General features: G+C 72.4%; 21 protein-coding genes and 1 pseudogene. 10 read left to right on the top strand and 12 right to left on the bottom strand.

The features are described from left to right. Positions 1 to 373 (bottom strand): LysR family transcriptional regulator (locus tag ACGF12_RS28985; RefSeq protein WP_393036218.1); only part of this gene is annotated, 373 nt, incomplete at its 3' end. 122 nt (positions 374 to 495) lie between these two features. On the opposite strand from ACGF12_RS28985, the gene ACGF12_RS28980 reads away from it, so the two are divergent. Continuing rightward, positions 496 to 1,494: an NADP-dependent oxidoreductase gene (locus ACGF12_RS28980; RefSeq protein WP_393036215.1), complete on the top strand. Its 999-nt coding sequence runs from the start codon at positions 496 to 498 to the stop codon at positions 1,492 to 1,494. Positions 1,495 to 1,623: 129 nt separating this feature from the next. On the opposite strand, the gene ACGF12_RS28975 is transcribed toward ACGF12_RS28980, so the two are convergent. The 3 genes from ACGF12_RS28975 to ACGF12_RS28965 all read right to left on the bottom strand — a co-directional run bounded on the left by ACGF12_RS28975 (position 1,624) and on the right by ACGF12_RS28965 (position 3,204). Beyond that, positions 1,624 to 2,364, bottom strand: coding sequence for a DJ-1/PfpI family protein (locus ACGF12_RS28975; protein ID WP_393036212.1), 741 nt, complete (start codon positions 2,362 to 2,364; stop codon positions 1,624 to 1,626). A 287-nt stretch (positions 2,365 to 2,651) separates the two neighbouring features. After that, positions 2,652 to 2,834, bottom strand: coding sequence for a hypothetical protein (locus ACGF12_RS28970; RefSeq protein WP_393036209.1), 183 nt, complete (start codon positions 2,832 to 2,834; stop codon positions 2,652 to 2,654). A 43-nt stretch (positions 2,835 to 2,877) separates the two neighbouring features. Then, complete coding sequence (locus tag ACGF12_RS28965; RefSeq protein ID WP_393036206.1) at positions 2,878 to 3,204, bottom strand: hypothetical protein; 327 nt, start codon at positions 3,202 to 3,204, stop codon at positions 2,878 to 2,880. Positions 3,205 to 3,364: 160 nt separating this feature from the next. On the opposite strand from ACGF12_RS28965, the gene ACGF12_RS28960 reads away from it, so the two are divergent. The 3 genes from ACGF12_RS28960 to ACGF12_RS28950 all read left to right on the top strand — a co-directional run bounded on the left by ACGF12_RS28960 (position 3,365) and on the right by ACGF12_RS28950 (position 5,619). Then, complete coding sequence (locus ACGF12_RS28960; protein WP_393036203.1) at positions 3,365 to 3,691, top strand: hypothetical protein; 327 nt, start codon at positions 3,365 to 3,367, stop codon at positions 3,689 to 3,691. An 88-nt stretch (positions 3,692 to 3,779) separates the two neighbouring features. Next, a complete protein-coding gene (locus ACGF12_RS28955; RefSeq protein ID WP_393036200.1) occupies positions 3,780 to 5,213 on the top strand; it encodes an MmgE/PrpD family protein in 1,434 nt (477 codons plus the stop codon). Positions 5,214 to 5,298: 85 nt separating this feature from the next. Continuing rightward, entirely contained in the window at positions 5,299 to 5,619 is a 321-nt protein-coding gene (locus ACGF12_RS28950; protein WP_393036198.1) for an MBL fold metallo-hydrolase, read from the top strand. A 113-nt stretch (positions 5,620 to 5,732) separates the two neighbouring features. Here ACGF12_RS28950 and ACGF12_RS28945 read toward each other — a convergent pair whose 3' ends face one another. Next, positions 5,733 to 6,062 carry a hypothetical protein gene (locus ACGF12_RS28945; RefSeq protein ID WP_393036196.1) on the bottom strand — a complete coding sequence of 110 codons (330 nt, stop codon included), beginning with the start codon at positions 6,060 to 6,062 and terminating at the stop codon, positions 5,733 to 5,735. Between ACGF12_RS28945 and ACGF12_RS28940 the strand changes: the two genes are divergently transcribed. The 3 genes from ACGF12_RS28940 (at position 6,049) to ACGF12_RS28930 (ending at position 8,447) form a co-directional block, all read left to right on the top strand. After that, a complete protein-coding gene (locus ACGF12_RS28940; protein ID WP_393036193.1) occupies positions 6,049 to 6,294 on the top strand; it encodes a hypothetical protein in 246 nt (81 codons plus the stop codon). The genes ACGF12_RS28945 and ACGF12_RS28940 overlap by 14 nt on opposite strands. A 273-nt stretch (positions 6,295 to 6,567) precedes the next feature. Continuing rightward, positions 6,568 to 7,266: a TetR/AcrR family transcriptional regulator gene (locus tag ACGF12_RS28935; RefSeq protein ID WP_393036190.1), complete on the top strand. Its 699-nt coding sequence runs from the start codon at positions 6,568 to 6,570 to the stop codon at positions 7,264 to 7,266. 38 nt (positions 7,267 to 7,304) lie between these two features. Beyond that, positions 7,305 to 8,447: an FAD-dependent oxidoreductase gene (locus ACGF12_RS28930; protein ID WP_393036187.1), complete on the top strand. Its 1,143-nt coding sequence runs from the start codon at positions 7,305 to 7,307 to the stop codon at positions 8,445 to 8,447. Between the two features lie 256 nt (positions 8,448 to 8,703). Here the strand turns inward: ACGF12_RS28930 and ACGF12_RS28925 are convergent, their stop codons facing one another. Together ACGF12_RS28925 and ACGF12_RS28920 are read right to left on the bottom strand one after the other, a co-directional pair. Further along, positions 8,704 to 8,907: a hypothetical protein gene (locus ACGF12_RS28925; RefSeq protein WP_393036184.1), complete on the bottom strand. Its 204-nt coding sequence runs from the start codon at positions 8,905 to 8,907 to the stop codon at positions 8,704 to 8,706. A 154-nt stretch (positions 8,908 to 9,061) separates the two neighbouring features. Next, the gene (locus ACGF12_RS28920) at positions 9,062 to 9,289 is read right to left on the bottom strand and encodes a hypothetical protein (RefSeq protein ID WP_393036181.1); all 228 of its coding nucleotides are present in this window, start codon (positions 9,287 to 9,289) and stop codon (positions 9,062 to 9,064) included. Positions 9,290 to 9,787: 498 nt separating this feature from the next. On the opposite strand from ACGF12_RS28920, the gene ACGF12_RS28915 reads away from it, so the two are divergent. Then, positions 9,788 to 9,991 (top strand): cold-shock protein, encoded by a 204-nt coding sequence (locus ACGF12_RS28915; protein WP_045694210.1) that lies wholly within the window; start codon positions 9,788 to 9,790, stop codon positions 9,989 to 9,991. Positions 9,992 to 10,354: 363 nt separating this feature from the next. Then, positions 10,355 to 11,872 (top strand): DEAD/DEAH box helicase, encoded by a 1,518-nt coding sequence (locus tag ACGF12_RS28910; RefSeq protein WP_393036178.1) that lies wholly within the window; start codon positions 10,355 to 10,357, stop codon positions 11,870 to 11,872. Between the two features lie 960 nt (positions 11,873 to 12,832). Here the strand turns inward: ACGF12_RS28910 and ACGF12_RS28905 are convergent. Genes ACGF12_RS28905 through ACGF12_RS28890 form a run of 4 tightly spaced genes read right to left on the bottom strand, consistent with a single transcriptional unit; the run spans position 12,833 to position 20,983 of the window. Next, the gene (locus ACGF12_RS28905; RefSeq protein ID WP_393036175.1) at positions 12,833 to 14,101 is read right to left on the bottom strand and encodes a TIGR02679 family protein; all 1,269 of its coding nucleotides are present in this window, start codon (positions 14,099 to 14,101) and stop codon (positions 12,833 to 12,835) included. Continuing rightward, positions 14,098 to 18,204 carry a TIGR02680 family protein gene (locus ACGF12_RS28900; RefSeq protein ID WP_393036173.1) on the bottom strand — a complete coding sequence of 1,369 codons (4,107 nt, stop codon included), beginning with the start codon at positions 18,202 to 18,204 and terminating at the stop codon, positions 14,098 to 14,100. Before ACGF12_RS28900 ends, ACGF12_RS28905 begins: the two co-directional genes overlap by 4 nt. Continuing rightward, positions 18,201 to 19,379: a TIGR02678 family protein gene (locus ACGF12_RS28895; protein WP_393036170.1), complete on the bottom strand. Its 1,179-nt coding sequence runs from the start codon at positions 19,377 to 19,379 to the stop codon at positions 18,201 to 18,203. Before ACGF12_RS28895 ends, ACGF12_RS28900 begins: the two co-directional genes overlap by 4 nt. Further along, positions 19,376 to 20,983, bottom strand: a complete 1,608-nt coding sequence (locus ACGF12_RS28890; RefSeq protein WP_393036167.1) for a TIGR02677 family protein — start codon at positions 20,981 to 20,983, stop codon at positions 19,376 to 19,378. Before ACGF12_RS28890 ends, ACGF12_RS28895 begins: the two co-directional genes overlap by 4 nt. Here ACGF12_RS28890 and ACGF12_RS28885 point away from each other — a divergent pair. Further along, a pseudogene (locus ACGF12_RS28885) lies at positions 20,968 to 21,375 on the top strand (Fic family protein); the annotation flags it as partial. The gene ACGF12_RS28890 and the pseudogene ACGF12_RS28885 sit on opposite strands and share 16 nt — an antisense overlap. A 182-nt stretch (positions 21,376 to 21,557) precedes the next feature. Here ACGF12_RS28885 and ACGF12_RS28880 read toward each other — a convergent pair. Continuing rightward, a complete protein-coding gene (locus ACGF12_RS28880; RefSeq protein ID WP_393036164.1) occupies positions 21,558 to 22,499 on the bottom strand; it encodes an endonuclease domain-containing protein in 942 nt (313 codons plus the stop codon). Positions 22,500 to 22,808 lie beyond the last annotated feature (309 nt).

Below are 22,808 nucleotides of genomic sequence, written 5' to 3'. Positions count from 1 at the left end.
CGATCTCGGCGTCCGGGTAACGGCGGCGCAGTTCCCGTACGGCGGCAGTGATCACCAGGTCCTCAACGTAGCCGATGGCGATTCGTTCGGTCTCGGCTTGTTCACGCACGGCCAACTCGGCCTGGCGGGCGGCCTGCAGCAGGGCTTGGGCTCGGGGGAGGAACCTCTGGCCGGCCGCAGTGAGCCGGGCGCCCTGGGATACCCGGTCCAGCAGTCGTGCGCCGAGGTACTTCTCGAGCCGTTGGATCTGGCGGCTCAGAGCCGGCTGGGCCACGTGCAAGTCGGCGGCGGCCCGGCCGAAGTGCTGGTGCGCCGCCACCACGGTGAAGTAGCGCACCAGCCGCAGTTCCAGGTCCTGTCCGAGATCGTTCACCCTTCCAGCGTACGCGTCATGCCGTTTCGGAATGATGAGGTTGCCGAACCGGTCTTGGACGGCCATGCCGTCCTGGGCCTTGACTGAAGGAGCAACGTTTCCCCAAGAAAGCGACAGGCGCGATGAAGGCTATCCAGTTCCACGAAGCGGGCGGGCCGGAAGTTCTGCAGTATGACGAGGTGCCGGTTCCCGAGATCGGCCCGGGCGAGGTGCTCGTCCGGGTGCACGCGGCGGGCATCAACCCGCCGGACTGGTACCTGCGTGAGGGGATGAAGGTCATGCCGGCCGAGATGAGGCCGGCGCTGGAGTTCCCCCTGATCCCCGGAACGGACATGTCGGGCGTGGTCCAGGCGGTCGCTCCGGACGTGCTGGGGTTCGCCGTCGGTGACGAGGTCTTCGGCATGCTGCGATTCCCCGGATTCGACGGCCAAACGTACGCCGAGTACGTGGCCGCGCCGGCTTCGGACCTGGCTCACAAGCCGGCGGGTATCGACCACGTGCAGGCGGCCGGGGCGCCGATGGCCGTGCTTACGGCCTGGCAGTACCTGGTTGATCTCGGCCACGACGTGCCGTCTCCTTTCACCGGCCAGGTGCACCAGCCGGTGCCGATCACGCCAGGGATGACCGTGCTGGTCAACGGGGCCGCCGGTGGAGTGGGCCACTTCGCGGTGCAGCTGGCGAAATGGAAGGGGGCACACGTCATCGCGGTGGCCTCGGGCCGGCACGAGCAGTTCCTGCGCAAGCTCGGCGCCGATGAGTTCATCGACTACACCAGGACGCAGGCCGCGGACGTGGTCAGCGGTGTCGACCTGGTGATCGACACCGTCGGCGGCCCGGACAGCTCACGCTTCCTGACCGTGCTCAAGCGCGGCGGCACCATGCTTCCGGTGTTCTTCGCCCAGTACGACCCGGAAGAGACGGCGAGTCTGGGCATCACAGTCTCGGACATTCAGGTGCGTTCCAACGGCCCCCAGCTCGCCGAGATCGGGCGCCTGTTCGACGAGGGCAAGCTCCAGGTCGGGGTGGACAGCACCTACCCGCTGCCCGAGGCGGGCAGCGCACACACGCGAGCCGCGCAGGGCCACCTCCAAGGCAAGATCGTGCTGACGGTGATCTCGTGATCACCGAACTCCAGCGGACGGTGGCGAACTACGCCCACGCCCTGGTACTGCAACGGTACTTACCGTGACGAGGCTTCAGCGGCACGTTGCTTCCGGGGCCGCGCTTGACCGGTGAGGTGCCAGTTGAGGTCAGCCGCGGAGCGCCCCTGCGGAGGCGACGTCTTTCAGAACCGCGGTCAGATCCGCGGAGAAGTCGGCCAGCATGCCGGTGACCGCCTGTACCAGGGAGGACGGCGCCTGCTCGGGGGAGCCCGCTTCGTACGGGGGAGCGGGGTGGTACTCCATGGCCAGCTGGCTCACCTGGGCCGCCTCCTCGTCGAGCATCCGGGCGAGGAGGGTCAGGCCGAAGTCGATGCCTGCGGTCACCCCGCCGCCGGTGATGCGGTTGCGGTCGATCACCACCCGGTCGGTGGAGTTGACGGCCCCGACGAGCGTGAGGAGGTCCCGGGTCGCCCAGTGGGTCGCGGCTCGGTAGCCGCGCAGCAGGCCAGCCGCTCCCAGTAGCAGTGATCCGGTGCACACGCTCGTCACGTATCCCGCCCGTGCGCCGCGGTCGGCCAGGAAGGCGAGTGCGGTGTCGTTTCGCAGGGCGTGGGTGTGCACGGCACCGCCCGGCACGAAGAGGACGTCGAGGTCGGCGGGGCAGTCGTCGAACGTGGTGGTGGGAACCACGGTGAGGCCGGTGTCCGTGGCGACCGGATCGAGCGTCTCCCAGACGATGTCGATGTCGCAGTAGGGTGCCCACGCTGTGTGGGGACCGACGAAGTCCAGCAATGTCATGCCGGGGAAGACCAGCATGGCCACGCGGGGCCTGCGGCGCCCGGCGGAGAAGTCGAGCGTGTCGGTCTGCGTGATCGTGTTCTCGGGCATGGGGATCCCTCTGTTCCTTGAGTAGGTGGTTCCGGTTGGTCTGAAACGTTCGGGGGATGAGAGACGACAACTGCCTGGAGGCTGGGAGTGATTGGGTGCTCAGGCCGCTCGGTTGGCCGCCCGCCGATCGTCGACTGGCGCAGCGCGCTGGCCTGTCGGGGCGGCACTTCGATCCGGCCGCCGGAAGCCAGTGCCCTGGCTGGCGGCGCGCGATGACGCGGCGCCAACCTCGGAGAGCAAAACCTGGGATGGTCGTGCGCTGTCATGCAACGGGAATGCGGGCGCCGTCATGTTCCCGCGATGGAGTCTGGGCGGATGATCACCAGGATGGTGGCGGTGGCCACATCAGGTTGAACACTCCGGTGAGCCATGGCCAGGCGGCCGGCCGCTGGGAGGACGGTGTCCAGGCCGGGGCTGTGCGCCGCCGCGAGGGCGTTGTCCTGGGCCGGCAGGATCAGCAGGGCCAACATGGCAGCTGCGGCAGCGGTTGGGAGAATCGAAGCAACAGCTCGGTCACGTCTGCTTCGTGGCGGTGGCGCGGGCGGTGCGGCGCCGGCCGGTGACCTTGGAGGCGGGCAGGCGTCCGGCCCTGGAGGTGCCGGTGAGGGTGTCGCCGTCGACCGTGACGGTGAAGGCGAGGTTCAAGCGAAGGGGTTTGGTGACGGCCTGCTTCCAGGTGAGCAGGTTGCCGTCGAGGGTGACGTCGGTGAGCGGCACGTCCTCCCCTGCGCCGTGGGCGGTTCCGGTCAGTTGGTCCCCGCCCTGGCGGAGGTCGACGGCGGCGTTGATCCTGCCGATGGGGGTGGAGACGGTCAGGTCCCAGGTGCCTTCGACGGACATGTTCGGGTTCTTCCTCACGGTGGTGTGCGGCTGGGAGGTGCTGGAGTGGGTGGTGACTACAGGGCGGCGGGGGCCGGCCCGTGGTGGCGCCAGACGGTGCCGCGGCGCTCATGGGCGAACAGGTTCGCGCGCGGGGAGGGGGGGATGGCCGGCGACGCTGGTGCTGTGGCTGTCCGTGCCGCACGGCCGGCTGGAGCAGGCCGGGATGGCCTTGAGTGGCTGGCCGGAGACGCGGGTGTGCATGTCCACCGTGGGGGCCGCGAACATGCTGCTGATGGCGCAGGTGCACCAGTTGTCGGAGCTGGGCCGGATCCTGGAGCGGCTGGGCACGGCTTTCCCGGAGGCCAGGGTGCGCGACCAGCGGGTGGTGCTGCGGCCGTTGAAGTCGTGGGGCCGGATGCTGGACCCGGCCGGGCGTGCCACCGGGGTGGTACCGGTCGATCCCTGGGCCCCATCCGGCGTCGCTTTCCCACCCCGAACCCGCTGAGGGGTCGCATTCCGTTCCCCGATCGGCGCTGGGGCGGCGGTCCCTTCGATTTCGGGAGCGGTCGCGGGCCGGCCGGTTCACTACCCGCATGAGCGAGGCGACGATTTCTGATGTCACCGTTCCGCTGGCGCGGTGGATCGCGGGGCTGACGCCGGACGCGGTCCCCGAACGGGTGCGGACGCGGGCCACGCACCTGCTGCTGGACGGCGTGGGATGCGCGCTGGTGGGGGCGCAGTTGCCCTGGTCGCGGGTGGCGACCGGGGCGGTGCTGGACCTGGAGGGTGCCGGGGACGCGGTGGTCGTCGGCACCGGGCGCACCACCAGCGGGCCCGCTGCCGTCCTGTTGAACAGTACCTTCGGCAAGGGCTTCGAGCTGGACGACTTCCATCCGGTGGCCCCGCTGCACAGCGCCTCGCTCGTGCTGCCGGTACTGCTGGCCACGGCGCAGCACCAGGGCGGGGCCTCGGGTGCGCAGGCGCTCACCGCCGCGGTCGCGGCGTTCGAGGTCGGCCCGCGGGTCGGCATGGCGTTGCACGGTTCGCAGATGCTCTCCCGGGGTTGGCACAGCGGCCCGGTGTTCGGCACGCACGCCGCGGCCGTGGCGGCGGGCCGGCTGCGCGGCCTGGACGCGGAGCGAATGGAGGACGCGCTGGGCCTGGCCGGCACCCAGTCGGCCGGGCTGATGGCCGCGCAGTACGAGGCGATGTCCAAGCGGATGCAGCACGGCTTCGCGGCGCGGGGCGGCTACTACGCCGCCGCGCTGGCCGCCGCCGGCTACACCGGCATCAAGCAGGTCTTCGACCGCCCCTACGGGGGCTACCTGGCAGTCTTCCGCGAGGGCCACGACCCCGACCCGCGGCAGATCATCGCGGGGCTGGGCGAGGCCTGGCACACCGAGCTGATCGCGGTCAAGTCGTACGCGGCCCAGGGCGGGCTCCACGGCACCATCCAGGCCGTGCTGGAGCTGCGAGCCGAGTACGCCGTCGACCCGGCCACGGTGGAACGCGTCGACATCCGTGTCGGCCACACCGTCTACCACCACGGCTGGTGGACGCCGGAGCGTCCGCTGACCGCGGTCGGCGCGCAGATGAACCTCGGCTACGCCGCGGCGGTGGCGCTGCTGGACGGCACGGTGATGCCGCCTCAGTTCACCGAGGAGCGCCTGGACGCCGACGACGTGTGGCAGTTGCTGGGCCGGGTGCGGGTGCACCTCGACGAGGCCGTTCAGCGCGCCCCGGTGCACGAGCGCTTCGCCACCGACCTCACTCTCACCCTGCGCGACGGCACCGAGCTGTGCCGACGGGTCGTACAGCCGCACGGCGGCCCGCTCGACCCGGTGACGAACGAGGAGATCGTCGCCAAGTACCGGACGCTGGTCGGCCCGCTGATGCCCACCACGCGGCTGGACGCCGTCCAGCGGGCGGTGCTCGGTCTCGACGGCCTGTCCGACATCGGTGAGCTGGGCGAGCTGCTCGCCGGGCCCGTCGCCGGGACCCTCGATCGGAACGGAACCGTCCGATGACGACCACCACCCCGCGGGCCGCGCTGCGCGAACGGCTCGGCGCCGGGCAGCTGATCGTGGCGCCCGGAGTCTGCTGATCAACCTGGTGATCGGCGGCCTGACCTCACGTCGGTCCACCGCCCGCCTGATCCACACACCCGGGCACACGCCCGGCCACATCGCCCTCCACTACGAACCCGGCAACGCACTGCTCGTCGGCGACGCCGTGTTCAACTGCGGCGCCGGACTCAGCCTCGGCCCGGCCGCCCTGGCCGCCGATCCCGCCCAACGCCCGGCGAGCCTGGCCCGGCGTCCGCGCACGGTCGCCGCGGTCGGACTCGCCCACGGCAGCGCCCTGCACGGCTCCGAACTCGACGGGTACCACGCGCTGTTGGACCGGCTGACCATCCCGAGGCCGTCGCGATGAACCGAGGCAACGGCAGACTGCCACGACCGGACAGGAGCCGGACGCGGAAGCTCCGAGCAAACCGTCGACTCGACAGCCCTGACGGCTGGCACCGGTCCGAAGGGGGAAGCCGGTCAGCGGTGGGGATGCAGGGCTGCCCAGCCGTGTTCGAGCAGGGCGAAGGCTTCTTCGGCGGCGCGCGGTGAGTCGTTGGGGTGGCGCTGGATGAGGACGCGGGCCTCCAGGGCATAACGGGCCAGCGCCGCGCAGGTGATGTCGTCCTCGGGGGCGCCGATGTCGTTCGCGATGGCGCGTGCCAAGGCCCTTTCGTGGCGCGTCCACATGTGGTGGGCGTAGTCGCGCAGGGCCGGGGTCTCCTGCACCATGCGCGCGAACGCGGCAAAGCGCGGGGCCGCGGTGTTGACGGCGAGCCGGGTCTGCGTCAGCAGGATGTGCTCGCGCAACGCGTGCGGGATCGACTGGCCGGGGGGCGGGGCTGACGGTCAAATCCAGGGCAGTGAGGTCGAACTCGTCCGCACCGACGGCTCGCACACCGTGGTGCTGACCGCTGCCGACGGTCTGCAGAACCCCGCTTCCCTCGCGCGACGCGGCGACACCGTGTACATCGCCGACGCCGCCTACTTCACCGCCACCGATCCGAACCTGCTCTCCGCCCGGCTCCTGCGTGGGCGGTAGCACCTGAATCGTGGGGGGGGGGGGGGGGGGGGGGCCCGCCCCCCCCCCCCCCCCCCCGGGGAAACACAGATCTGTGGGGGCCCGCGGGTGGTTGTTATAGCAAGAGGATCACCGCGCCCCCGCCGCCAACTCCCCCCCCCCCCACCCCCCCCCCCCCCCCGCCCGCCCCCGGGGGGGGGGGGCGCCCCCCCGGGGGGGGGGGGGCGCCCCGCCCCCCCCCCCCCCACACCGACGAACATGTTCGTAACGAACGTGTTCGCTACCCTGGTGGATATGACAGAGCATCCTGCTGCACCGAGAAGCCGCCGGGAGCGGCCCGCGAAGCCCGCCCTGGCGCGAGAGGGCATCGTCGCGGCAGCCGTGGAGATCATGCGGGCCGAGGGCCTGCAGAAGGTCACCATGCGCCGCCTGGCGCAGGAGCTGGACACCGGCCCGGCTTCGCTCTACGTCTACGTCGCCAACACCGCCGAACTGCACGCGGCGATCCTGGACGAACTGCTGGGCACCATCGAGCGGGCCCCGGCCGAGGGCACCTGGCGCGAGCGCCTGGAAGCGTTGCTCACCTCGTACACCGCCATGCTCTTCGAGCACCCGAGCCTGGCCCGCGCGGCCCTGGCAGCCCGTCCCAGCGGAGAGCGCTATCTCAACCTGATCGAAACGCTGCTGGCGCTGCTGGCCGAGGGCGGTATCCCGCCCGGGCAGGCGGCCTGGGGCGTGGACGTGCTGCTGCAGTACGCCACCGCGACCGCGGCCGAGCAGGCCACGCGCGATCAGTCTCCCGATGCCGACGCCGAGTGGGACGCCCTCACCCGAGCCCTGCGCGGCGCGTCCGCCGACACCCACCCGCACATCGCCGCACTCGGCCCGCAGCTGCTCTCCGGACAACCCCGACAGCGGCTGTCCTGGGGATTCCACGTGCTGATCGACGGTATCGGGCACATCCCCACCCCGACCGGCGACTCGTGCGAGTGACCGGGGCCACGCCCGTCCCTACCCGAAGGAGCACGCGTATGACCACCCATCACCCGATAGCGATCGTGGGCGCCGGCCTCGGCGGCCTCACCCTGGCCCGAGTCCTGCACGTGCACGGCGTCGAGGCCGCCGTGTTCGACCTCGACGCCTCACCGGCCGCCCGCACCCAGGGCGGCATGCTCGACATCCACGAGGACTCCGGCCAAGCGGCCCTGCGCGCCGCCGGGCTCCACGACGACTTCCTCCCGCTGGTCCTCCCCGGCGGCGAGGCGATGCGGATCCTCGACAAACACGCCACCGTCCACCTGGCCGAGACGGACGACGGCACCGGTGGACGCCCCGAGATCGATCGAGGCAGGCTGCGCGACCTCCTGCTCGCCTCGCTGCCCGCCGGCACCGTGCACTGGGGCGCGAAGGTCACCGCTGCGCGGCCGCTCGGCGGCGGGCGCCACGAGGTGACCCTCGCTGACGGCACCACGTTCACCACCGGCCTGCTGGTCGGCGCGGACGGCGCCTGGTCGAGGATCCGCCCCCTGCTCTCCGACGCCACCCCCGCCTACAGCGGCGTGTCCGTCGTCGAGTCGGACCTGCTGGATGCCGACACCCGCCACCCCGCGAGCGCGGCCGTCGTCGGCGGTGGCATGCTCTTCGCGCTCGGCGACGGTCGCGGCTTCCTCGCCCACCGGGAGAGCGACGGCAGTCTGCATGTCTACACCACGCTCAAGGTCCCCGAGATCTGGCTCGACACCATCGACTTCACCGACACCGAGGCGGCCAAGGCGGCGGTCCTGGAGCACTTCGCCGACTGGGACGACAACCTGCGGGCGCTGGTCGCCGAGGCCGACGGCGCTCTGGTGCCGCGGCCGATCCGCATCCTGCCGGTCGGTCACCGCTGGGACCGCGTTCCCGGTGTCACCCTGCTCGGCGACGCCGCACACGTGATGTCCCCGTTCGCCGGCGAGGGCGCCAACCTCGCCATGCTCGACGGCGCCGAACTCGGCCAGGCGATCGCGGCCCACCCGGGCGATGTCGAGGCCGCCCTGGCAGCCTACGAACACGCACTCTTCCCGCGCAGCGAAGCAGCGGCCGCGATGTCCGCGCAGAGCCTTTCGGTCTGCTTCCGCGACGACGCCCCGCACGGCCTGCTGGACCAGTTCGCCGTCCATCACCAGGCCGACTGAACCCTTCCCCCTCTCCGGCATCTACCAGGAGGCCGCCATGAGCTCGCCCACGGTGCCGCGCATCTTCCACGCCCCGGCCCGGCGACGGCGGCAAGGGCGCGGAGTACTGGCTCCAGGTGCGCAAGGGCGTGTCCCCGAGACCGTCGCCGTCCCGCATTCGCAGGACGGCGACGGTGCTGGGTAGGCCCCCAGGCGACGCATCCGGCCGGAAACCGGAGCGAGCGATCAGCACCTGGCCAGGAACGAGCTCGGTGGGCTACCAGGGGATGGTGCCGTTTGCGGTCGGGAAGGTGTCGGTGGGGTCGTCGGCGTCGATCAGGGCGGCGGCCACGATGGCCTCGGCGCCCTCGCCGACCGTCTGGATGCCGGTGTTGCCGTTGAGGTCGGTCGCGGTGGAGCTGGGGTTCATCAGGTTGATTCGTATCTGCGGGTTCACCTTGGCGTACTGCATGGTCGGCATCGACACCGCGGCCTTGGACGCGTTGTCGATGCGCGGCGAACCGGCCCTCCATCCGCTCCAGGTCCCTGGACGGAACACCGGTACGCCGTCCCGCACGGCGCCGTCTGCTCGCGAGGTGTGCGGCACAATCGGCCGAGGAGCCGGGGCCTCGAGGTCAGAGTGTGAACATCGCGCTGTACGGCGGGGTGATGCGTTCCTGCCGTGATCCGAAGTCGACGAGTACGGCGGTGTCGCCGTCACCTTCGACGCCGATGACGCGGCCGAGGCCGTACCTGTCATGGGTGACCCGGTCGCCGACGGCGAAATGCTTGCGGGGCGCCTCCACCGGGGCCTTGAAGGGGCTGCTGGGCAGGGGGCGGCGGACTGCTGAAAATTTCGTCATCGCCTCCAGTATGCGCCGGAAACCGCGGGAGCGAGCCTTTTCGGCGCACTCGAGTTCGAGGGAGGCCGGAATGCCGCATGTGCGGTCCAGTGCACCCGGGACGGCGTCGGTGGGTGGGGCGCATTGCCTGCGCGGCGTTGTCGCCGCGAGGGCCGACCGCGCCGTGCCCACAGGAATCGCCCTCCCTGGTCGGCAGCTCGGACGGCGCGCGGCCATGCCAACCGGCTTGCCCCCGAGGCGCGTTGAGGGGCGTGACAGCTCGGGGCCCGCGGCCGCGGGGACACTTTTTTGAAACTGAGGGTGAAATATCCGCCCGCAGCGAGCTCGGGCCTGCTAGAGTCGTTTTAGTTGCAGTAGTGGTTCCCATGAATTTTGTGTGCGCCTGCTGATGTATCGCAGGCGCATTTTTGTTTCCCGGCTCTTCCCCGGGTGGGTGCTTATGTGGCGACTCGAAGACCGCGCTGTGCGTGCTTCGGACAGCCTCTGAAGGAGATTTTTATGGCTAATGGCACTGTGAAGTGGTTCAACTCGGAAAAGGGCTTCGGCTTCATCGAGCAGGAGGGTGGCGGTCCGGACGTGTTCGCCCACTACTCGAACATCAACGCCAACGGTTTCCGTGAGCTGCTCGAGGGCCAGAAGGTCGAGTTCGACGTCACGCAGGGTCAGAAGGGCCCGCAGGCCGAGAACATTCGTCCGCTGTAGTTTTCCTGCCACGGCACCCGCCAAGCAGCGAGGGGCCCGCACCGCGTACAGGTGCGGGCCCCTCGGCATCGCGCCACGGCGCATCCCCTGGCCATTCAGGCCCCTGGCTCCGCCACCGGCGGCCATCCCCACGCGAGACGCACAGCGTCGCGTCCGGATCGGAACTCTGCCGTGACAGCTCACGGTTCGAGGTTCCTCGCCCCGCGCTGGGTGGTGAGCGCCGACCGTAGGTGAGGTGCTGCACGGTTCTGCCGTGCACGCTCCCCCCCCGTCACTTTCGGCCCGTTCCCTTGCGGTCTCCGCCGGCGCCCCGCGCCACGGAATCTTCCTCGTGACGTGCCGGTCTGAGGAAGGTTTCTCCGTATGAGCCGCTCCGGTCGCTCCTCGTACCATAACGCCAACTCCCGCTCCGGTGGCAGCTCCTTCTATGGCGTCCGGCCCGCCGGAGTCCGGTGGACCTCCGATCGGGGTGCCGGCCAGGGCTCGTCTGCGCAGGGCGAGTTCGCGATGCCGGTGAGCACCACCCCGGCACTGCCGGCCGTCGAGTCCTTCGACGAGATGGACATGCCGAAGGCGCTGCTGTCGGTGCTGACCCGCCAGGGCGTCACCGCGCCGTTCCCGATTCAGGCCGCGACGCTGCCGAACTCGCTCGCCGGCCGCGACGTCCTCGGACGGGGCCGGACCGGCTCCGGCAAGACCATCGCGTTCGGCCTCGCCGTGCTGGCTCGCACCGCCGGGCGCAAGGCCGAGCCGCGCCGCCCGCTGGCCCTGGTGCTGGTTCCCACCCGCGAGCTCGCGCAGCAGGTCACCGCGGCTCTCACCCCTTACGCCCAATCGGTGCGGCTGCGGATGGCGACCGCGGTGGGCGGGATGCCGATCGGACGCCAGGCATGGGTGCTGAACCGCGGGGCGGAGGTCGTGGTGGCCACTCCCGGCCGTCTCAAGGACCTGATCCAGCGCGGCGACTGCCAGCTGGACGGGGTCGGCATCACGGTGCTCGACGAGGCCGACCAGATGGCCGACATGGGTTTCCTGCCGCAGGTCACTGAACTCCTCGGCCAGGTCGCCGAAGGGTGCCAGACGATGCTGTTCTCCGCCACCTTGGACCGCAACGTCGACCGCCTGGTGCGGCGCTTCCTCAAGGACCCGGTCACCCACTCGGTGGACCCGTCCGCGGGAGCGGTCAGCACCATGGAGCACCACGTGCTGCACGTGCAGAACTTCGACAAGAACGCCACCATCGCCCACATCGCGTCCCGTGACGGCAGGGTGATCATGTTCATCGACACCAAGCACAGCGCGGACCGCCTGGTTGAGGACCTGCTCGCGAACGGGGTGAAGGCCGCGGCCCTGCACGGCGGCAAGTCCCAGCCCCAGCGCACCCGGATCCTGGAACAGTTCCGCACCGGTCAGGTCACGGCCCTGATCGCGACCAACGTCGCCGCCCGGGGCATCCACGTCGACGGGCTCGACCTGGTCGTCAACCTGGACCCGCCGATCGACCACAAGGACTACCTCCACCGGGGCGGCCGCACCGCCCGGGCCGGCGAGCCCGGCACCGTCGTCACGCTGGTGCTGCCCAACCAGCGCCGCGCGATGGCCCGCCTGATGACAACAGCCGCCATCACCCCCGTCACCACCAGGGTCAGCGCCGGCAGCGAGGACCTGGCCCGCATCACCGGCGCCCGCGTGCCCACCGGCATCCCCACCGTGATCCCCGACCCCGTCGTCGAGCGGCCGCGCCGCAGCCCGTCCACGAGTCGCGCCCGGGGCGGCCGCCCCGCCCACACCACCGGCGACACCCGGGCCGCCACCGGCCGCGACGACCGGGGCTCCTCCGGCCGCCGCCGGACGCCCAGGCGCGCCACCCGCGCCGCGTAGCACCGCCGGACCTGGCTCGCGGCGCGGACCGGGCCCGCGCAGTTCGCCCGGTTGGCCACACCGCTGACCGGACCAGGTCAGGGCGGCCGGGACGGGCCGCCCCAGGTACGGCGGCTCGTAGATCTCGATGGTGCCGTTGTTGCCGGACTTGATGTCCGGGTTGTCGGCGATCTGCTGGAGCTCGTCTCCAAGGGGGGCCGCCGCCCTCCATGAACTGACCACCGCCTGCCTGCCCACTGAGGTCCTCATCGGCCGTATCGAGCACGTCAGTCGCAACCCCGCATCCAACCGCACCACAGAAGCCGCCCCTATGCGCTCCACTGCCCTCGTTGCTCTCCCTCGGCCGCGAGCAACCGACGGGCCGCAGTGCTTGCCGCCCGGCGACCTACCAGCGGCATCGCCGCAGGTAGGAGGAACGCTCGGAAGTCATCGGCTTGCCGTTGCCGCCAGCGGTCTGTCCGGTCGGCCCTGAAACTGAACGGGGCGGGATCGGCTTTACTCAGTAAATCGATGGCCGTCGTCCGGCGTCTCGCGGTCGCCGTCGGGGCGATGGCAACCGCGCCAAGGAACAGTGACGCTGCCGCGCCGGTCTCGCTTCGCCCCTACGAGCGCCACCCGCCGAAGCAGATGGCGCATGTTCTCTTGGCCGGTCCGTAGAGGCGGCGGCATGTTGCTTGATGAGGGAGCAGCTGTACGGGTGGGCGGGGGCGTCGGCGGTGGCGGGCACGGCTGCGGTATTCAGCTCCGGGTCGGTGACGGGGTGTGTCCGCTTCACCAAGAGCCATTGTCAGCCCCGCCCCGTCCGAGCCAAGTGCAAGGAACCGGCCTGGCACACGCGCTACGCGGTCCGCTCCGGCATCGCGGGCACCATCTGTGAGAGTTCGCCCACGGCATGGCATGCAATGGAACACATCGCCGTCGACGAACCTGCCGGCGTGCGCGCTGCCGTTCGGGACGGTCTCAAGGCCGCACGGCATGTTGTCGGAGGTCGGCGAGTAGCTGGTCGAGCACGTGCTCCTCCTCGACGCGGGTGGAGTGCTCGGCGAGGGCCGGGGCGAGCGCCGGGTCCCAGGGGCTGGGGGCCGGGGTGCCGGTGGTGAGCGGGGTGCCGAGGCCCCGCTCGACGGCGGCGAGGTAGGAGGGGGCGTCGTACCGCCAGGGCGTCGCGCCGGGCAGGCGCAGGACGTCGGCGGCGATGCGGATGCCGCCCCAGTCGAAGTCCCCGTGGTAGGAGATCGGGCAGCCATGGTCGGCGATCCGGGTGAGCAGGGTGCGCGCGGCGACGGAGAGGTTGCCCTCGACGCAGATCAGCGGCGGGCAGTCCGGTCCCAGTTCGTCGGCGGCGGCGGCGAGGACCGCGGGGTTCTCGCAGACGTGGACCGTGTGCCCGTCGAGCCCGAGTCCGGGCGGCCGCCTGGTGAGCTGGCGGAGCGTCAGCAGGCAGGGCTCGCCGCCTTCACGGGCGGCGGCGAGGACGCAGCCCGTGGTGTCGGCGGGCGAACCGGGCAGGCCGAGGGTCAGGACGCGGGAGGAGAGCTCGTCCAGCGCCACGCCGACGGCGGCCCAGGCGGCGCGGCGGCTCGTGGCGCCGGACACCGCGTCGGCGGGCATGGCGGCGAGTGCCCGGACGGCGGAGTGGACGAGCGCGGTCAGCGGGCGGCCTTCGTCCAGCGCGTGGGTGTCGCCGAGGGTGCGGGCGGAGAAGACGGGAAGGGTGAGGCCGTCCGCCGGGAGCTGGGAGAGCGCCTGGACCGCGTCGGCGGCCAGGCGGCGGGCTGCTGCGGGATCGCCTCCGGAGATCCGTTTGAGGAGGCCGGTCGCCTCCACCTTGGCTCGCCAGGAGGCGAGTTCGGGCCGGCCGTTGACGGCCGGGTGGTCGAGTTCGGCCCATGCCTGCTGCCAGGCCACCGAGAGGCGGGCGTCCTGGGCTCGTCGGTCGGTGACCGGGCCGGTCAGTGCCACCACCGCCGCCGCGAGGCCGTCCGGGCAGGCCAGGGACTCGCGCAGCACTCGGTCGACCTCGGCCAGGGGCACGCTCATCGAGGTGCCGGTGCGCAGGCGGCGGCCGAGCAGCAGCTCGACCGCTCGGCGCTGTTCGGCGGTGGCGGCCTTGAGCGTGGCGGGGGTGTCCAGGGCCCGCCCGTTGGCCAGGCGGTCGCGTATCCGGTCCACCAGCCAGGCGGTTTCGGGACCGCCGAGCAGGCGGCGCAGTCTCGGCAGATCGGTCACCGGCTACTCGCGTCGAGGAGGGACGGCTGCGCCCGGTCTTCGGCCGCCTTCGGGGTGGGAACGTACGGGACCGGCCGGTCCTCCCGGGCGCGCGTGGCGCCGTCCCAGCGCCAGGGGGTGACCAGGACGGCGTCGATCCCCTCGCGGCGGCTCAGCTGGGCGATGCCGATGCCGGGCACGGTCGGGTAGCAGGCCCACTCCCGCTCGCTGGTCATCACCACGTCCAGGTCGAACGAGGCCAGCAGCCCCAGGCACTTGGCCCGGGAGTCGTCGTCCACGCCCGCGAACGCCTCGTCGAGCGCGATCAGGCGCGGGGCGTGCGGGTTGCCGGAGGAGTAGTGCGAGGAGGCCGCCGCGAACAGCGGGACGGAGGCGGCGAGCACCCGTTCGCCGCCGGAGGCGGGACCGGTGGCGGGCTTCCACTGGCCGTCCTGGCGGCGCTGGATGGTGAAGGAGTGCCAGCCGCGGTAGTCCAGGGCGCGGGTGAGCTGGTCGGCCCAGGAGTCGGCGGGGTGCTCCTCGCGGTCCTGGGCGATCCGGGCCTGGAGGAACGCGCCGACCTGCGCGCGGTCGGCCGGCGTCCAGGCGTCCGAGGACTGGCGCAGCAGGCGGGCGCGGACGGCGTCGAGCCCGGCCGGCGCGTCCTTGGCGGGCTGCCACTGCAGGCGCAGGGTCATGCCGGTCGAGGTGGGGCGGGCCGCCAGGTCCTGGTTCATCGCCGCCACCTGCTCCTCGGCCCCGGTGATCAGCTCCTGGAGCGCTCCGGCGACCTCGCCGACGAGGTGGTTCTCCAGTAGTTCGCGTTCCTTGGCGGAGAGCAGCAGGCCGCGCTGCTCGACCTCCTCGCGCAGCGAGTCGGCGAGGGCGGGCACGTCGTGGGTGCGGCCCTGGAAGACCACGTCGACGATCATGATGCCGTCGTGCAGGGTCATGCCGACCGAATGGCCGTGGCGGCCGAGTGCGTCCGTGAGCACCTTGTGCTCGGTGGAGATCCGCTGCTGGATCAGCTCCCAGCGGCGGTCGGAGTCGTCCGTGCCGTCGAGGTCCTGGTTGACGGTACGGGCCAGCGCCACGGCCGGAGTCGGTGCCCAGGGCTCGTCGAGTGCCGGGACGGCGATCTCCGGCAGCGCGGCGGCGAGCAGGCCGGTGGCGGCGAAGGAGCGCAGGGCGGTCACGGCGCGGTCGCGTTCGGCGGTCGCCTCCTCGATCCGGGCGCGGATCTCGCTGCGCCGGCCCTCGGCCCGGGCGCGGGCGGTCATGGCGGCGTCGCGGGCGCGCCGGGTGGTCTTCTCCTCGGCGTCCCGTGCGGCGATCGCGGCATCGGTCTCGGCCAGTCGGCGGAACAGTTCCTCGACGCTCGCGCCTACGGTCTCGGCCAGGACGCGGTGGCGCTCGGAGGCCGCGTCGGCCGTCCGGCGGGCGCCGGTCTCGGCGTCCTCGGCCTCGGCGAGTGCGCCGGCGGCGGCCTCGGCCTCCGCTTCCACCTCGGTGGCGAGGGCGGCGGAGCGGGCCCGGGCGGAGGCGGCAGGGAGCAGCGCGGCGAGGGCGGCGGCGTAGCCGGAGACGGCGTCGCGCACGAGGTCGAGCTGCTCGCGGTCGGCGGGCAGGTCGGTGTCCCGGGCGTAGTCGCCGGCCTCCAGGTCGGCGCGGACCGCGTCCTCCTGCCGGGCGGTGGCCTCCTGGGTCGCCTCGCCGAGGCGTTCCGTCAGGCGGCGGACCGCCTCGGCCTCGTGGCCGTGGCGGGCGTGCGCCTCGCGCAGCTCGTGGTCGGCGGGCTCGCTCTGCTGCTCGCCTGCCAGCGTGCCGGCGCGGGCCCGGACGGCACCGCGCTGTCGGTCCAACTCGGCGAGCTCGTCGGTGAGTTCGCCATGCTGGGCGGTGAGTTCGGCAAGCCTGGCGCGGCGGGCGGCCTCCCGGGCGCCCTCGCCGATGTAGTGGGCGGCGGGCTTGGTCCAGCGACCGACGAGCGCGCCGATCCGGTAGCGGCCGTCGGCGGCCACCCAGGTGTGGTGATCGGAGTCCGCTCCGAGGCCGATCGCCCCCAGGGTGGCGTGGACGGCGGTGTCGGCGAGAGCGGCGGCCAGCGGGTCTGCCCGGTCGACGGCCGGGCGCAGGACGGAGGAGAGGTCGACACCGGGGGTGGTGGGGCCGGACAGCAGGACGGCGTCGTCCGCGTCGAGCAGGCTGCCGTCCGGGGTGAGCCAGGCGTCGAGCAGCCCCGCGGCCTCCAGCGCGGCCTCGATCCCGGCCCGTTGCTCGGCAGGCACGCCGTCGGCGAAGTCGACCACCCGCCACAGCGGCGCTCCGGGGCGGTCTGCGCGGGAGTGGGGGTCTCGGGTGTGTGCCGGCGGCGGGGTGTCGTGGCCGCCGGACTCCAGGCGGGCCATCTCCTCGTCCACAGCGGTCAGTTGACGCCGGGTGGTGGCGTGCTCGGCGTCGAGCGCGGCCTCCTGGCGGGTGAGGGCTGCCATGCTTGCGCGGTAGGCGGTGGCGGCGGCGTCGGCCGCCGGGTTGGGGCCGGAGAGGGTGTCCGTCCAGACCTCGAGAGCCGCGAGGGCCTGATCGGGGTCGGGCAGGCGCAGTTCGGTCGTACCGTCGGCCCAGGTGCGCCAGGCCGTGACGAGGGCTGCGCCCTGCTCGGTGACCGCCGTTCCGGCTTCGGCCGCGCGCTCCTTCGCGGCTTCCAGGTCGGCGGCGCGGCGGGCGGCCTCGGCCTGTGCGGTGTGGGCGTGTCCATGGGCGCGTTCGGCCACGGTGAGCAGTGCGGTGAGGCCGGTGACGGCTTGGCGGCGGCGTTCCACGGCCCGGTCACCGGCCCGGCGGGTCTCCGGGAAGGGCGCGCGGTCCCGGTCCAGGGCCTCGGCCACGGTCGGATGGTCGATGCCGGCAGCCTCGGCGGCCTGCCGGGCGGCGGAGTCGGCCTCGGCGAGGGCGGCCCGGTCGTGGTCGTGCTGGGTGTGCGCGGCGGCGGCACGGCGCTGCCAGTCGTCGGCCTGGCGGCGGGCGGTGCGGCAGGCGTCGGCGCGGTCGTCGGCGACGGCGCGCAGCGCCTCGGCTGCTTTGCCGGCCTGTTCCAGCTCCCGGGCCGCGTCCATCTCCGGGCTGCGGTTCAAGGCCTCCCGGGTGGCGGCCAGTGTCGCCCGGGTGCTCTCAAGCTCTTCCAGCTGCGCTTCCGTCTGCGTCAACTGCTGTTCAGCGGTGGCGTGTTCGGTCTCCGCCTCGCCGAGGTCGCGGCCGAGATGCTCGTACCGGCTGTGCGCGACGCGGAGCACGCCGGCCTGCCGCTTGGCGGCGATCTGCGCGTAACGGCGGTAGTGGGTGAGGAAGTTGGCGGCGGCGCCGGACGCCTCGGCGAGCGCTTCCAGGGCGTGCCGCTCCTCGTCCAGGCCGCGGAACGCCTCGGCGACCTCGCCGACCAGGGCCGGATCGAGTGGCGGCAGGGCCTCGGTGAGCGCCTTCGACAGCAGCTTCTCGTCCGGCTTCTTCGACAGCTGCGGCTGGCGCAGCTGGATCAGCAGGTTGACCAGGGCCTCGTAGCGGCCCTGGCCGAGGCCGAAGAGCTGTTCGTCCACGGCACGGCGGTACTCGGCGGCGGTGTCGTGCACCAGGCCGTGGCCGTGGAGTGCGTCGCGCAGCCGCTCCCGGGTGAACGGGACGCGGGTGGCGGACAGCAGCGGCAGATCGGGGCCGATGCGCAGGGTGGTGGTGAAGAACCAGTGCTTGGCGATGCCGCGGCCCTTGACAGCCTTAAGCCCGCAGCCGATGGTCCGGTACTGCGGGCGGCCGTCGTCGCCGATCCGGCCGAACTCCAGCCAGGTGTAGCCGGTGCGTTCGTCGTTCGGGTGCTTTCCGCCGAGCAGCAGGTTCCACTCCATGCGCTTGGCGCGGTCGCCGTCCGGCTCGACCCGGTGGGCGGCCAGTTCACCGTCGAGGAGGAAGGGCAGCGTGAGGGCGAGCACCTTGGACTTGCCGGTGCCGTTGTTGCCGCGCAACAGCAGCCGCCCGTCGTGGAAGCGGAACTCCTCGGCGTCGTAGTAGAAGATGTCGACGAGCCCCGCGCGCAGCGGCTGCCAGCGGTTCTTGGTGGGCTGCGGCAGGGTCATGAGCGGGAGCGGGCCTTTCGGATGGTCGGGGCGGCCAGGGCGTAGCGGACCAGGGCGGGCTTGGCGGTGACCGAGCCGCCGTCGCGGGTGATGAGGTCGAGGGCGGTCAGCCGGTCCAGCGCCTGGGCGAGCAACTCGGCCGCGGCAGCGGGCTCGGCGGCGGTCTTGCGCCAGTACGAGCGGTGCTGCACGGCCAGCTGCCGCACCAGCTCCACCAGTTGCGGCTCGGTGCGGGGGCCGTCGGCGGTGGCGAGGTGGGCGGCCACCAGCAGGGTGGCATGGCCGTCGGTGCCCTGCTCGGGCATCCGGACGTCGGTGAGCTCGTCGTCCGGGTCCGCCATGGCGATCCCCTCGGTGCGCAACTCGGCGACCAGTCCCGTGAGTTCGGTGATCCGGCGGGTGATCGCGTGGCGCTGGGAGACCAGGTAGGCGCGCTCGTCCTCGGGCAACTCGGCGTAGTACACCACCGGGTCGTCCAGGAGTCTGCGGGTCAGCCGGTGGCGCAGTGCGCGCAGCCGCAGCTCCTCGGTGTCCGGCGCGACCTCGGCGGTGAGCGCGGTGAGACGGTGGTCCGGGTCGGCGGCGTCGACGGTGGACGGGCCCCGGGTCGCGGCGAGCAGCGTGGCCAGGACGCGGCGGCGGACGTCGTAGAGCACGTCGTTGGACGCCTCCGACAGGTACGCCTCCTCGTCACCGGCCACCCGGTGCAGCACTCCCCACTCCAGCAGCAGCCGGACGGCGGCCACCAGGTCGGAGCGCTCCTCCCGGCGGTCCATCCGGAACTCGATTCCGGCGGCCGCCAGCACGGGGTCGCCCGCCGCCGTCAGCACGCCGTCGGCCAGCCGGCCGAGGGTGATCTGCGCGTCCGCCCGCTCCAGCGTCGCCAGCGCCAGGCAGAGCACCACGTAACGGCGGCGGGTGAACGGCACCTTGGTGCGCGGGGCGCGGGCGGGTCGGGTCGCGTCGTTCAGGCGGGCCGGCGTCTTGTACAGCCGCGCGGTCTCGGTGTCGACCACCAGCCGCCAGCCGGTCTCCTGGGTGAACCAGGCCGCCAGTTCGCCCGCGTGCTTGCGCACCAGTCGGAAGGCATCGTCGCCACCGGTCATCAGCGGCGACGCCAGCAGCGCGCGGGCGGCCCGCCGGCGCTCGGCCTGGAGGTCGTCGTGGTCGGTCATGCCGCGCTCCCGGCGGGCGCGAGGTCGATGATCTCGATGACGTGCTCGGGCCCGTGCAGCACACCGTCCGCCGTCGGGATCCGCACCACCGTATCCGGGTCCACCAGCTTCAGTCGGACCTCCATGGTGCCGTCGCCCGTGATCGCCGAGGACTCGCTCTCGCCCGGCACCCGGGCCGAGAGCGCGTCACCGAGGACCGCGAGGAACAGCCGGAAGGCGTGCGGGTCGAGCCCGTCCGGGCCGGCCAGCTCGGAGAGCAGGACCGGGCCGTCGGTGGCAAGCCTGGCCCGGGCAGCGGCGGTCTGGGCGGCCTCCCGCTCGACCTGCTCGGCCAGCACCTGGCGCGCCGCCGCACGGTCGGCGACCCGGTTGGGCATGCCGCGCCGCTCGTACGAACCGGTCTCGCGCAGCCGGGGGCTGATCTCCAGCGGCGGGGCCTGCGCCCAGGCTGTGTTGGCCGGGAGATCGGCCTGCTGCCAGGCGGTCTCGGTGGCGGTGTCCACCGTCAGGTGCCGGGCCGGGGTGAGGGCGAAGGCCGCCCGCCAGAGCCGGTGCGCGGCGTCGTCGTCCGGGGCCTGCGCGAAGAACCGGGCCAGCGCCCGGAAGTCGGCCGACCGGTCCGAGCGGCCACCGCGCCGCTCGTTCAGCGCGGCCACCGTGTTGACGAGCGCGGTGATCGCGCTGACCGCCGCTCCGCGCAGCAGCTTCGCCTGGGAGGGCTGCCGGCCGGAGCGGCTGAGGAACCAGTCGGTGAGGCCCCGCCAGCGGTTCTCCCAGGCCGTCAGCGCGGCGTTCGTCGCTGCCGCGCGGGCCTGCTCCGCCTGCTGACCGTCGTGGTCCGCCCCCGGTACGGCATCCGGCAGGGCATCACCGGCTTCGCGCTGCGCGGCGGCCAGCAGCAGCCGCTCCACACCAGCCGCGTTCAGCCGGGTGAGCAGGTTCGCGATCTGCGCGCCGCGGTTCGCCAGATCGGCGATGAAGCGCTCGATGTACTCGACCAGGCGGTCCTTGTACGCGATGAACGCCGCCTCGTCGCCGTCCTGGAAGTCGATGGTGCGACGCAGCGAGGCCATGAACGCCTGGGCGTTGTCCGCGAGACTCCCGAACCGCTCGGCGATCTGGAGCAGCAGCAGATGTGCCTTCCCCGGATCGGGATCCGGGTGCTCCGCCAGGACGAGCAGCGACCCCAACTGCTCGGCGATGTCCGCCAGCGCGACCGACTGCAACTGGCCGCGCTGGCCCAGCGCCTGCTCGTACACGGCGAGCGCGCGCAGGGCGGCCTGGCCGTGGTGGGTCAATTGGTAGAGGTAGCGGGCCCGGTGGAAGTCCTCGACCGACGTCACCCGGCCGGTGTCGGCGTCCGCGCGGAGATTCCCCCAGCCGACCAACTGCTCCAGCGCGCCGCCGACCGCCTCGATCGGCACGATCGCCGAAGCCAAGTCCTCCGCCGTGTCCCGGCGCAGCTCGGCGGCGACGTCCTCCGGCCGCAGATGGACGATGAACCGCTCTCTCGCCTGGGCGAAGACCGCCAGGACCTGGCCGTACAGGACCGCGTTCGGAGCCTGGAGGTAGGCGAACGGCTGGGGGTGTGGAGCGCTGGACACGCGCTCCAGTCTCGCAGATCCGGCTGCCTGCGCGGGCGGGAGCGGGAAACTCGGTTGACCGGACTCCTGCCGGGGTAGGTTATGGAGCTTCGCGGCGGCGGTCGTGGAGCACGGACGACACGGTCCACAGGGCTGCCGCCGGTCACCACTCGCTGAAGCGGCCTGGTTGGTGGCGCAGCGGCCCGGTCCACGTCACGTCGGCGGAGGATCCGGCCATCGCCGCGTACACCGTCCCGGGTACCGAGCAGGTGCGGGCCCTGACCGGGGAGCTGGTGGGCCGGCCGGATGAGGGCGACCTGGATTCGCCGGAGCTGGCCCGGGCGTCGATGGCGCACCTGAATCTGGTGGCAATCCATCCGTGGTCCGATGGCAACGGGCGGATGTCCCGCGCCCTGCACAGCCTCGCCGTTGTCAGGACATGTACGGCGGCGGTCGACCAGCACGACCCAGCCGTCCCGCGCGGACCGCGCCGTGCTCGATCCGGACCGCGCCCCAGGTCCCGTTCCCGTCCATGCTCGCCGCGCGGCGCCACCGGCGAGCCCCGTCACCGTCCGATGCGCATGCCGCTCTTGGCTCAGAACATCATCAGGCCCCCGCTGCTGGTGTCGGCGATGACGGGCCGGAACTGTTGGGCGGGGATGCCGTCCAGGCGGCCGGGTCCGGCCGCGGCAGCCACGACAGGGGCGGTGATGGCCAGCCAGGTACGGAACCGTTCGACGGCTTCGCGGTAGGGGACTTGCGCCAGGACGCGGTGTTCGCCGGAGGGGCAGAATTCGACGGCGACGGTGATCAGGCAGGAGCCGGGCGTGTTCTGGCTGCCCGTCCAGGACGCGCGCAGCGCACCGCAGGGTTTGCGCCCGCGAGAGCTGCCCGGGGCGCGGTGGGTCGGGCGCAGTGACTGGCCGGCCGTGTGGGCGGTCCATGCGGCCAGGTGTGGCAGCGGCAGTGTGGTGCGGGCGCGGCAGCCGGGGCAGCGGTGCCAGTGGCGGAGCCAGGTGTCGGCGTGGGTGTGGAAGAGGCGGGCGTAGCGGTCGCCGACGCGTACGTCGTTGCTGTACAGGTGATCGGGTCGTTCCTGCGTGTTGCAGGACTGGCAGACGGGGGCGCGGACGTAGCCGTGTTCGTGGCAGTGGTCGAGCACGGCAGCGGGTGCTGTCCGGCAGACGGCGCATCCCCACCCGGCCACTTTGCGGGAGAAGCCGTGCTTCCTGCTGATCGTCGAGTACAGGTGGCCTTCCAGCTCACCGTTGTACGGGCGCAGCACGGTGGTGCGGCAGTCGGGGCAGATCGTCTGCGGGCCGTCGGCGGTGTGGACGTGCCACTGGCTGGAGGGCCGGTCGGTGACGGCCGCGCATTCCCGGCAGGTTCGTGCAGTTTGGAGCCACTGGGTTTCGGTGTGCTCGGCCGCGTCCAGCACCCTGACCACGGCCCGTGGCAGCCACCATGTTCGCGCCGTCCGGTCACGGGTGCGCTCCACGAAGGTCCGGCGCCAGTCGATCCCGCCCAGATGGTGCAACTGGCCATTGTCGTGCCGTGGTGCGGGCCGGTGGTTGCCAGGGTCGTGTGCGCTGGTTTGTTCCCGGGCGATGCGCTGACGCCACCGCAGTGTGGGTGGGTCGTTGTGCTCCAGGTTCAGGGAGCCGCGGAAAGGACCGACGCGGACCAGGTCCTCCCGGTTCACCTCGACCGCGTTCAGCTCCGTCGCCGCCCGCCGTACGTCGGTCTCGTCAACGCTCCACCGACCGCCCGGTCCCCTCATCGTCGCCACCGCGCGTTCGCCGAGGAGTACGTACCCCGCCCCGGGATCAGCAGGAGAGCGGCTGAA

Source organism: Kitasatospora sp. NPDC048296, assembly GCF_043201815.1.
In the GTDB taxonomy this organism is placed as follows: Bacteria; Actinomycetota; Actinomycetes; order Streptomycetales; family Streptomycetaceae; genus Kitasatospora.
Note: the sequence above shows the minus strand (reverse complement) of the source record. Positions and strands in the feature narration are given on the sequence as shown.

Bases quoted from the DNA above. Each gene is read 5' to 3' on its own strand.
- ACGF12_RS28980 (WP_393036215.1), top strand. From the start codon at position 496: ATGAAGGCTATCCAGTTCCACGAAGCGGGCGGGCCGGAAGTTCTGCAG.
- ACGF12_RS28975 (WP_393036212.1), bottom strand. From the start codon at position 2,364: ATGCCCGAGAACACGATCACGCAGACCGACACGCTCGACTTCTCCGCC.
- ACGF12_RS28970 (WP_393036209.1), bottom strand. From the start codon at position 2,834: ATGTTGGCCCTGCTGATCCTGCCGGCCCAGGACAACGCCCTCGCGGCG.
- ACGF12_RS28965 (WP_393036206.1), bottom strand. From the start codon at position 3,204: ATGTCCGTCGAAGGCACCTGGGACCTGACCGTCTCCACCCCCATCGGC.
- ACGF12_RS28955 (WP_393036200.1), top strand. From the start codon at position 3,780: ATGAGCGAGGCGACGATTTCTGATGTCACCGTTCCGCTGGCGCGGTGG.
- ACGF12_RS28940 (WP_393036193.1), top strand. From the start codon at position 6,049: ATGTGCTCGCGCAACGCGTGCGGGATCGACTGGCCGGGGGGCGGGGCT.
- ACGF12_RS28935 (WP_393036190.1), top strand. From the start codon at position 6,568: ATGACAGAGCATCCTGCTGCACCGAGAAGCCGCCGGGAGCGGCCCGCG.
- ACGF12_RS28930 (WP_393036187.1), top strand. From the start codon at position 7,305: ATGACCACCCATCACCCGATAGCGATCGTGGGCGCCGGCCTCGGCGGC.
- ACGF12_RS28925 (WP_393036184.1), bottom strand. From the start codon at position 8,907: ATGCCGACCATGCAGTACGCCAAGGTGAACCCGCAGATACGAATCAAC.
- ACGF12_RS28920 (WP_393036181.1), bottom strand. From the start codon at position 9,289: ATGACGAAATTTTCAGCAGTCCGCCGCCCCCTGCCCAGCAGCCCCTTC.
- ACGF12_RS28915 (WP_045694210.1), top strand. From the start codon at position 9,788: ATGGCTAATGGCACTGTGAAGTGGTTCAACTCGGAAAAGGGCTTCGGC.
- ACGF12_RS28910 (WP_393036178.1), top strand. From the start codon at position 10,355: ATGAGCCGCTCCGGTCGCTCCTCGTACCATAACGCCAACTCCCGCTCC.
- ACGF12_RS28900 (WP_393036173.1), bottom strand. From the start codon at position 18,204: ATGACCCTGCCGCAGCCCACCAAGAACCGCTGGCAGCCGCTGCGCGCG.
- ACGF12_RS28895 (WP_393036170.1), bottom strand. From the start codon at position 19,379: ATGACCGACCACGACGACCTCCAGGCCGAGCGCCGGCGGGCCGCCCGC.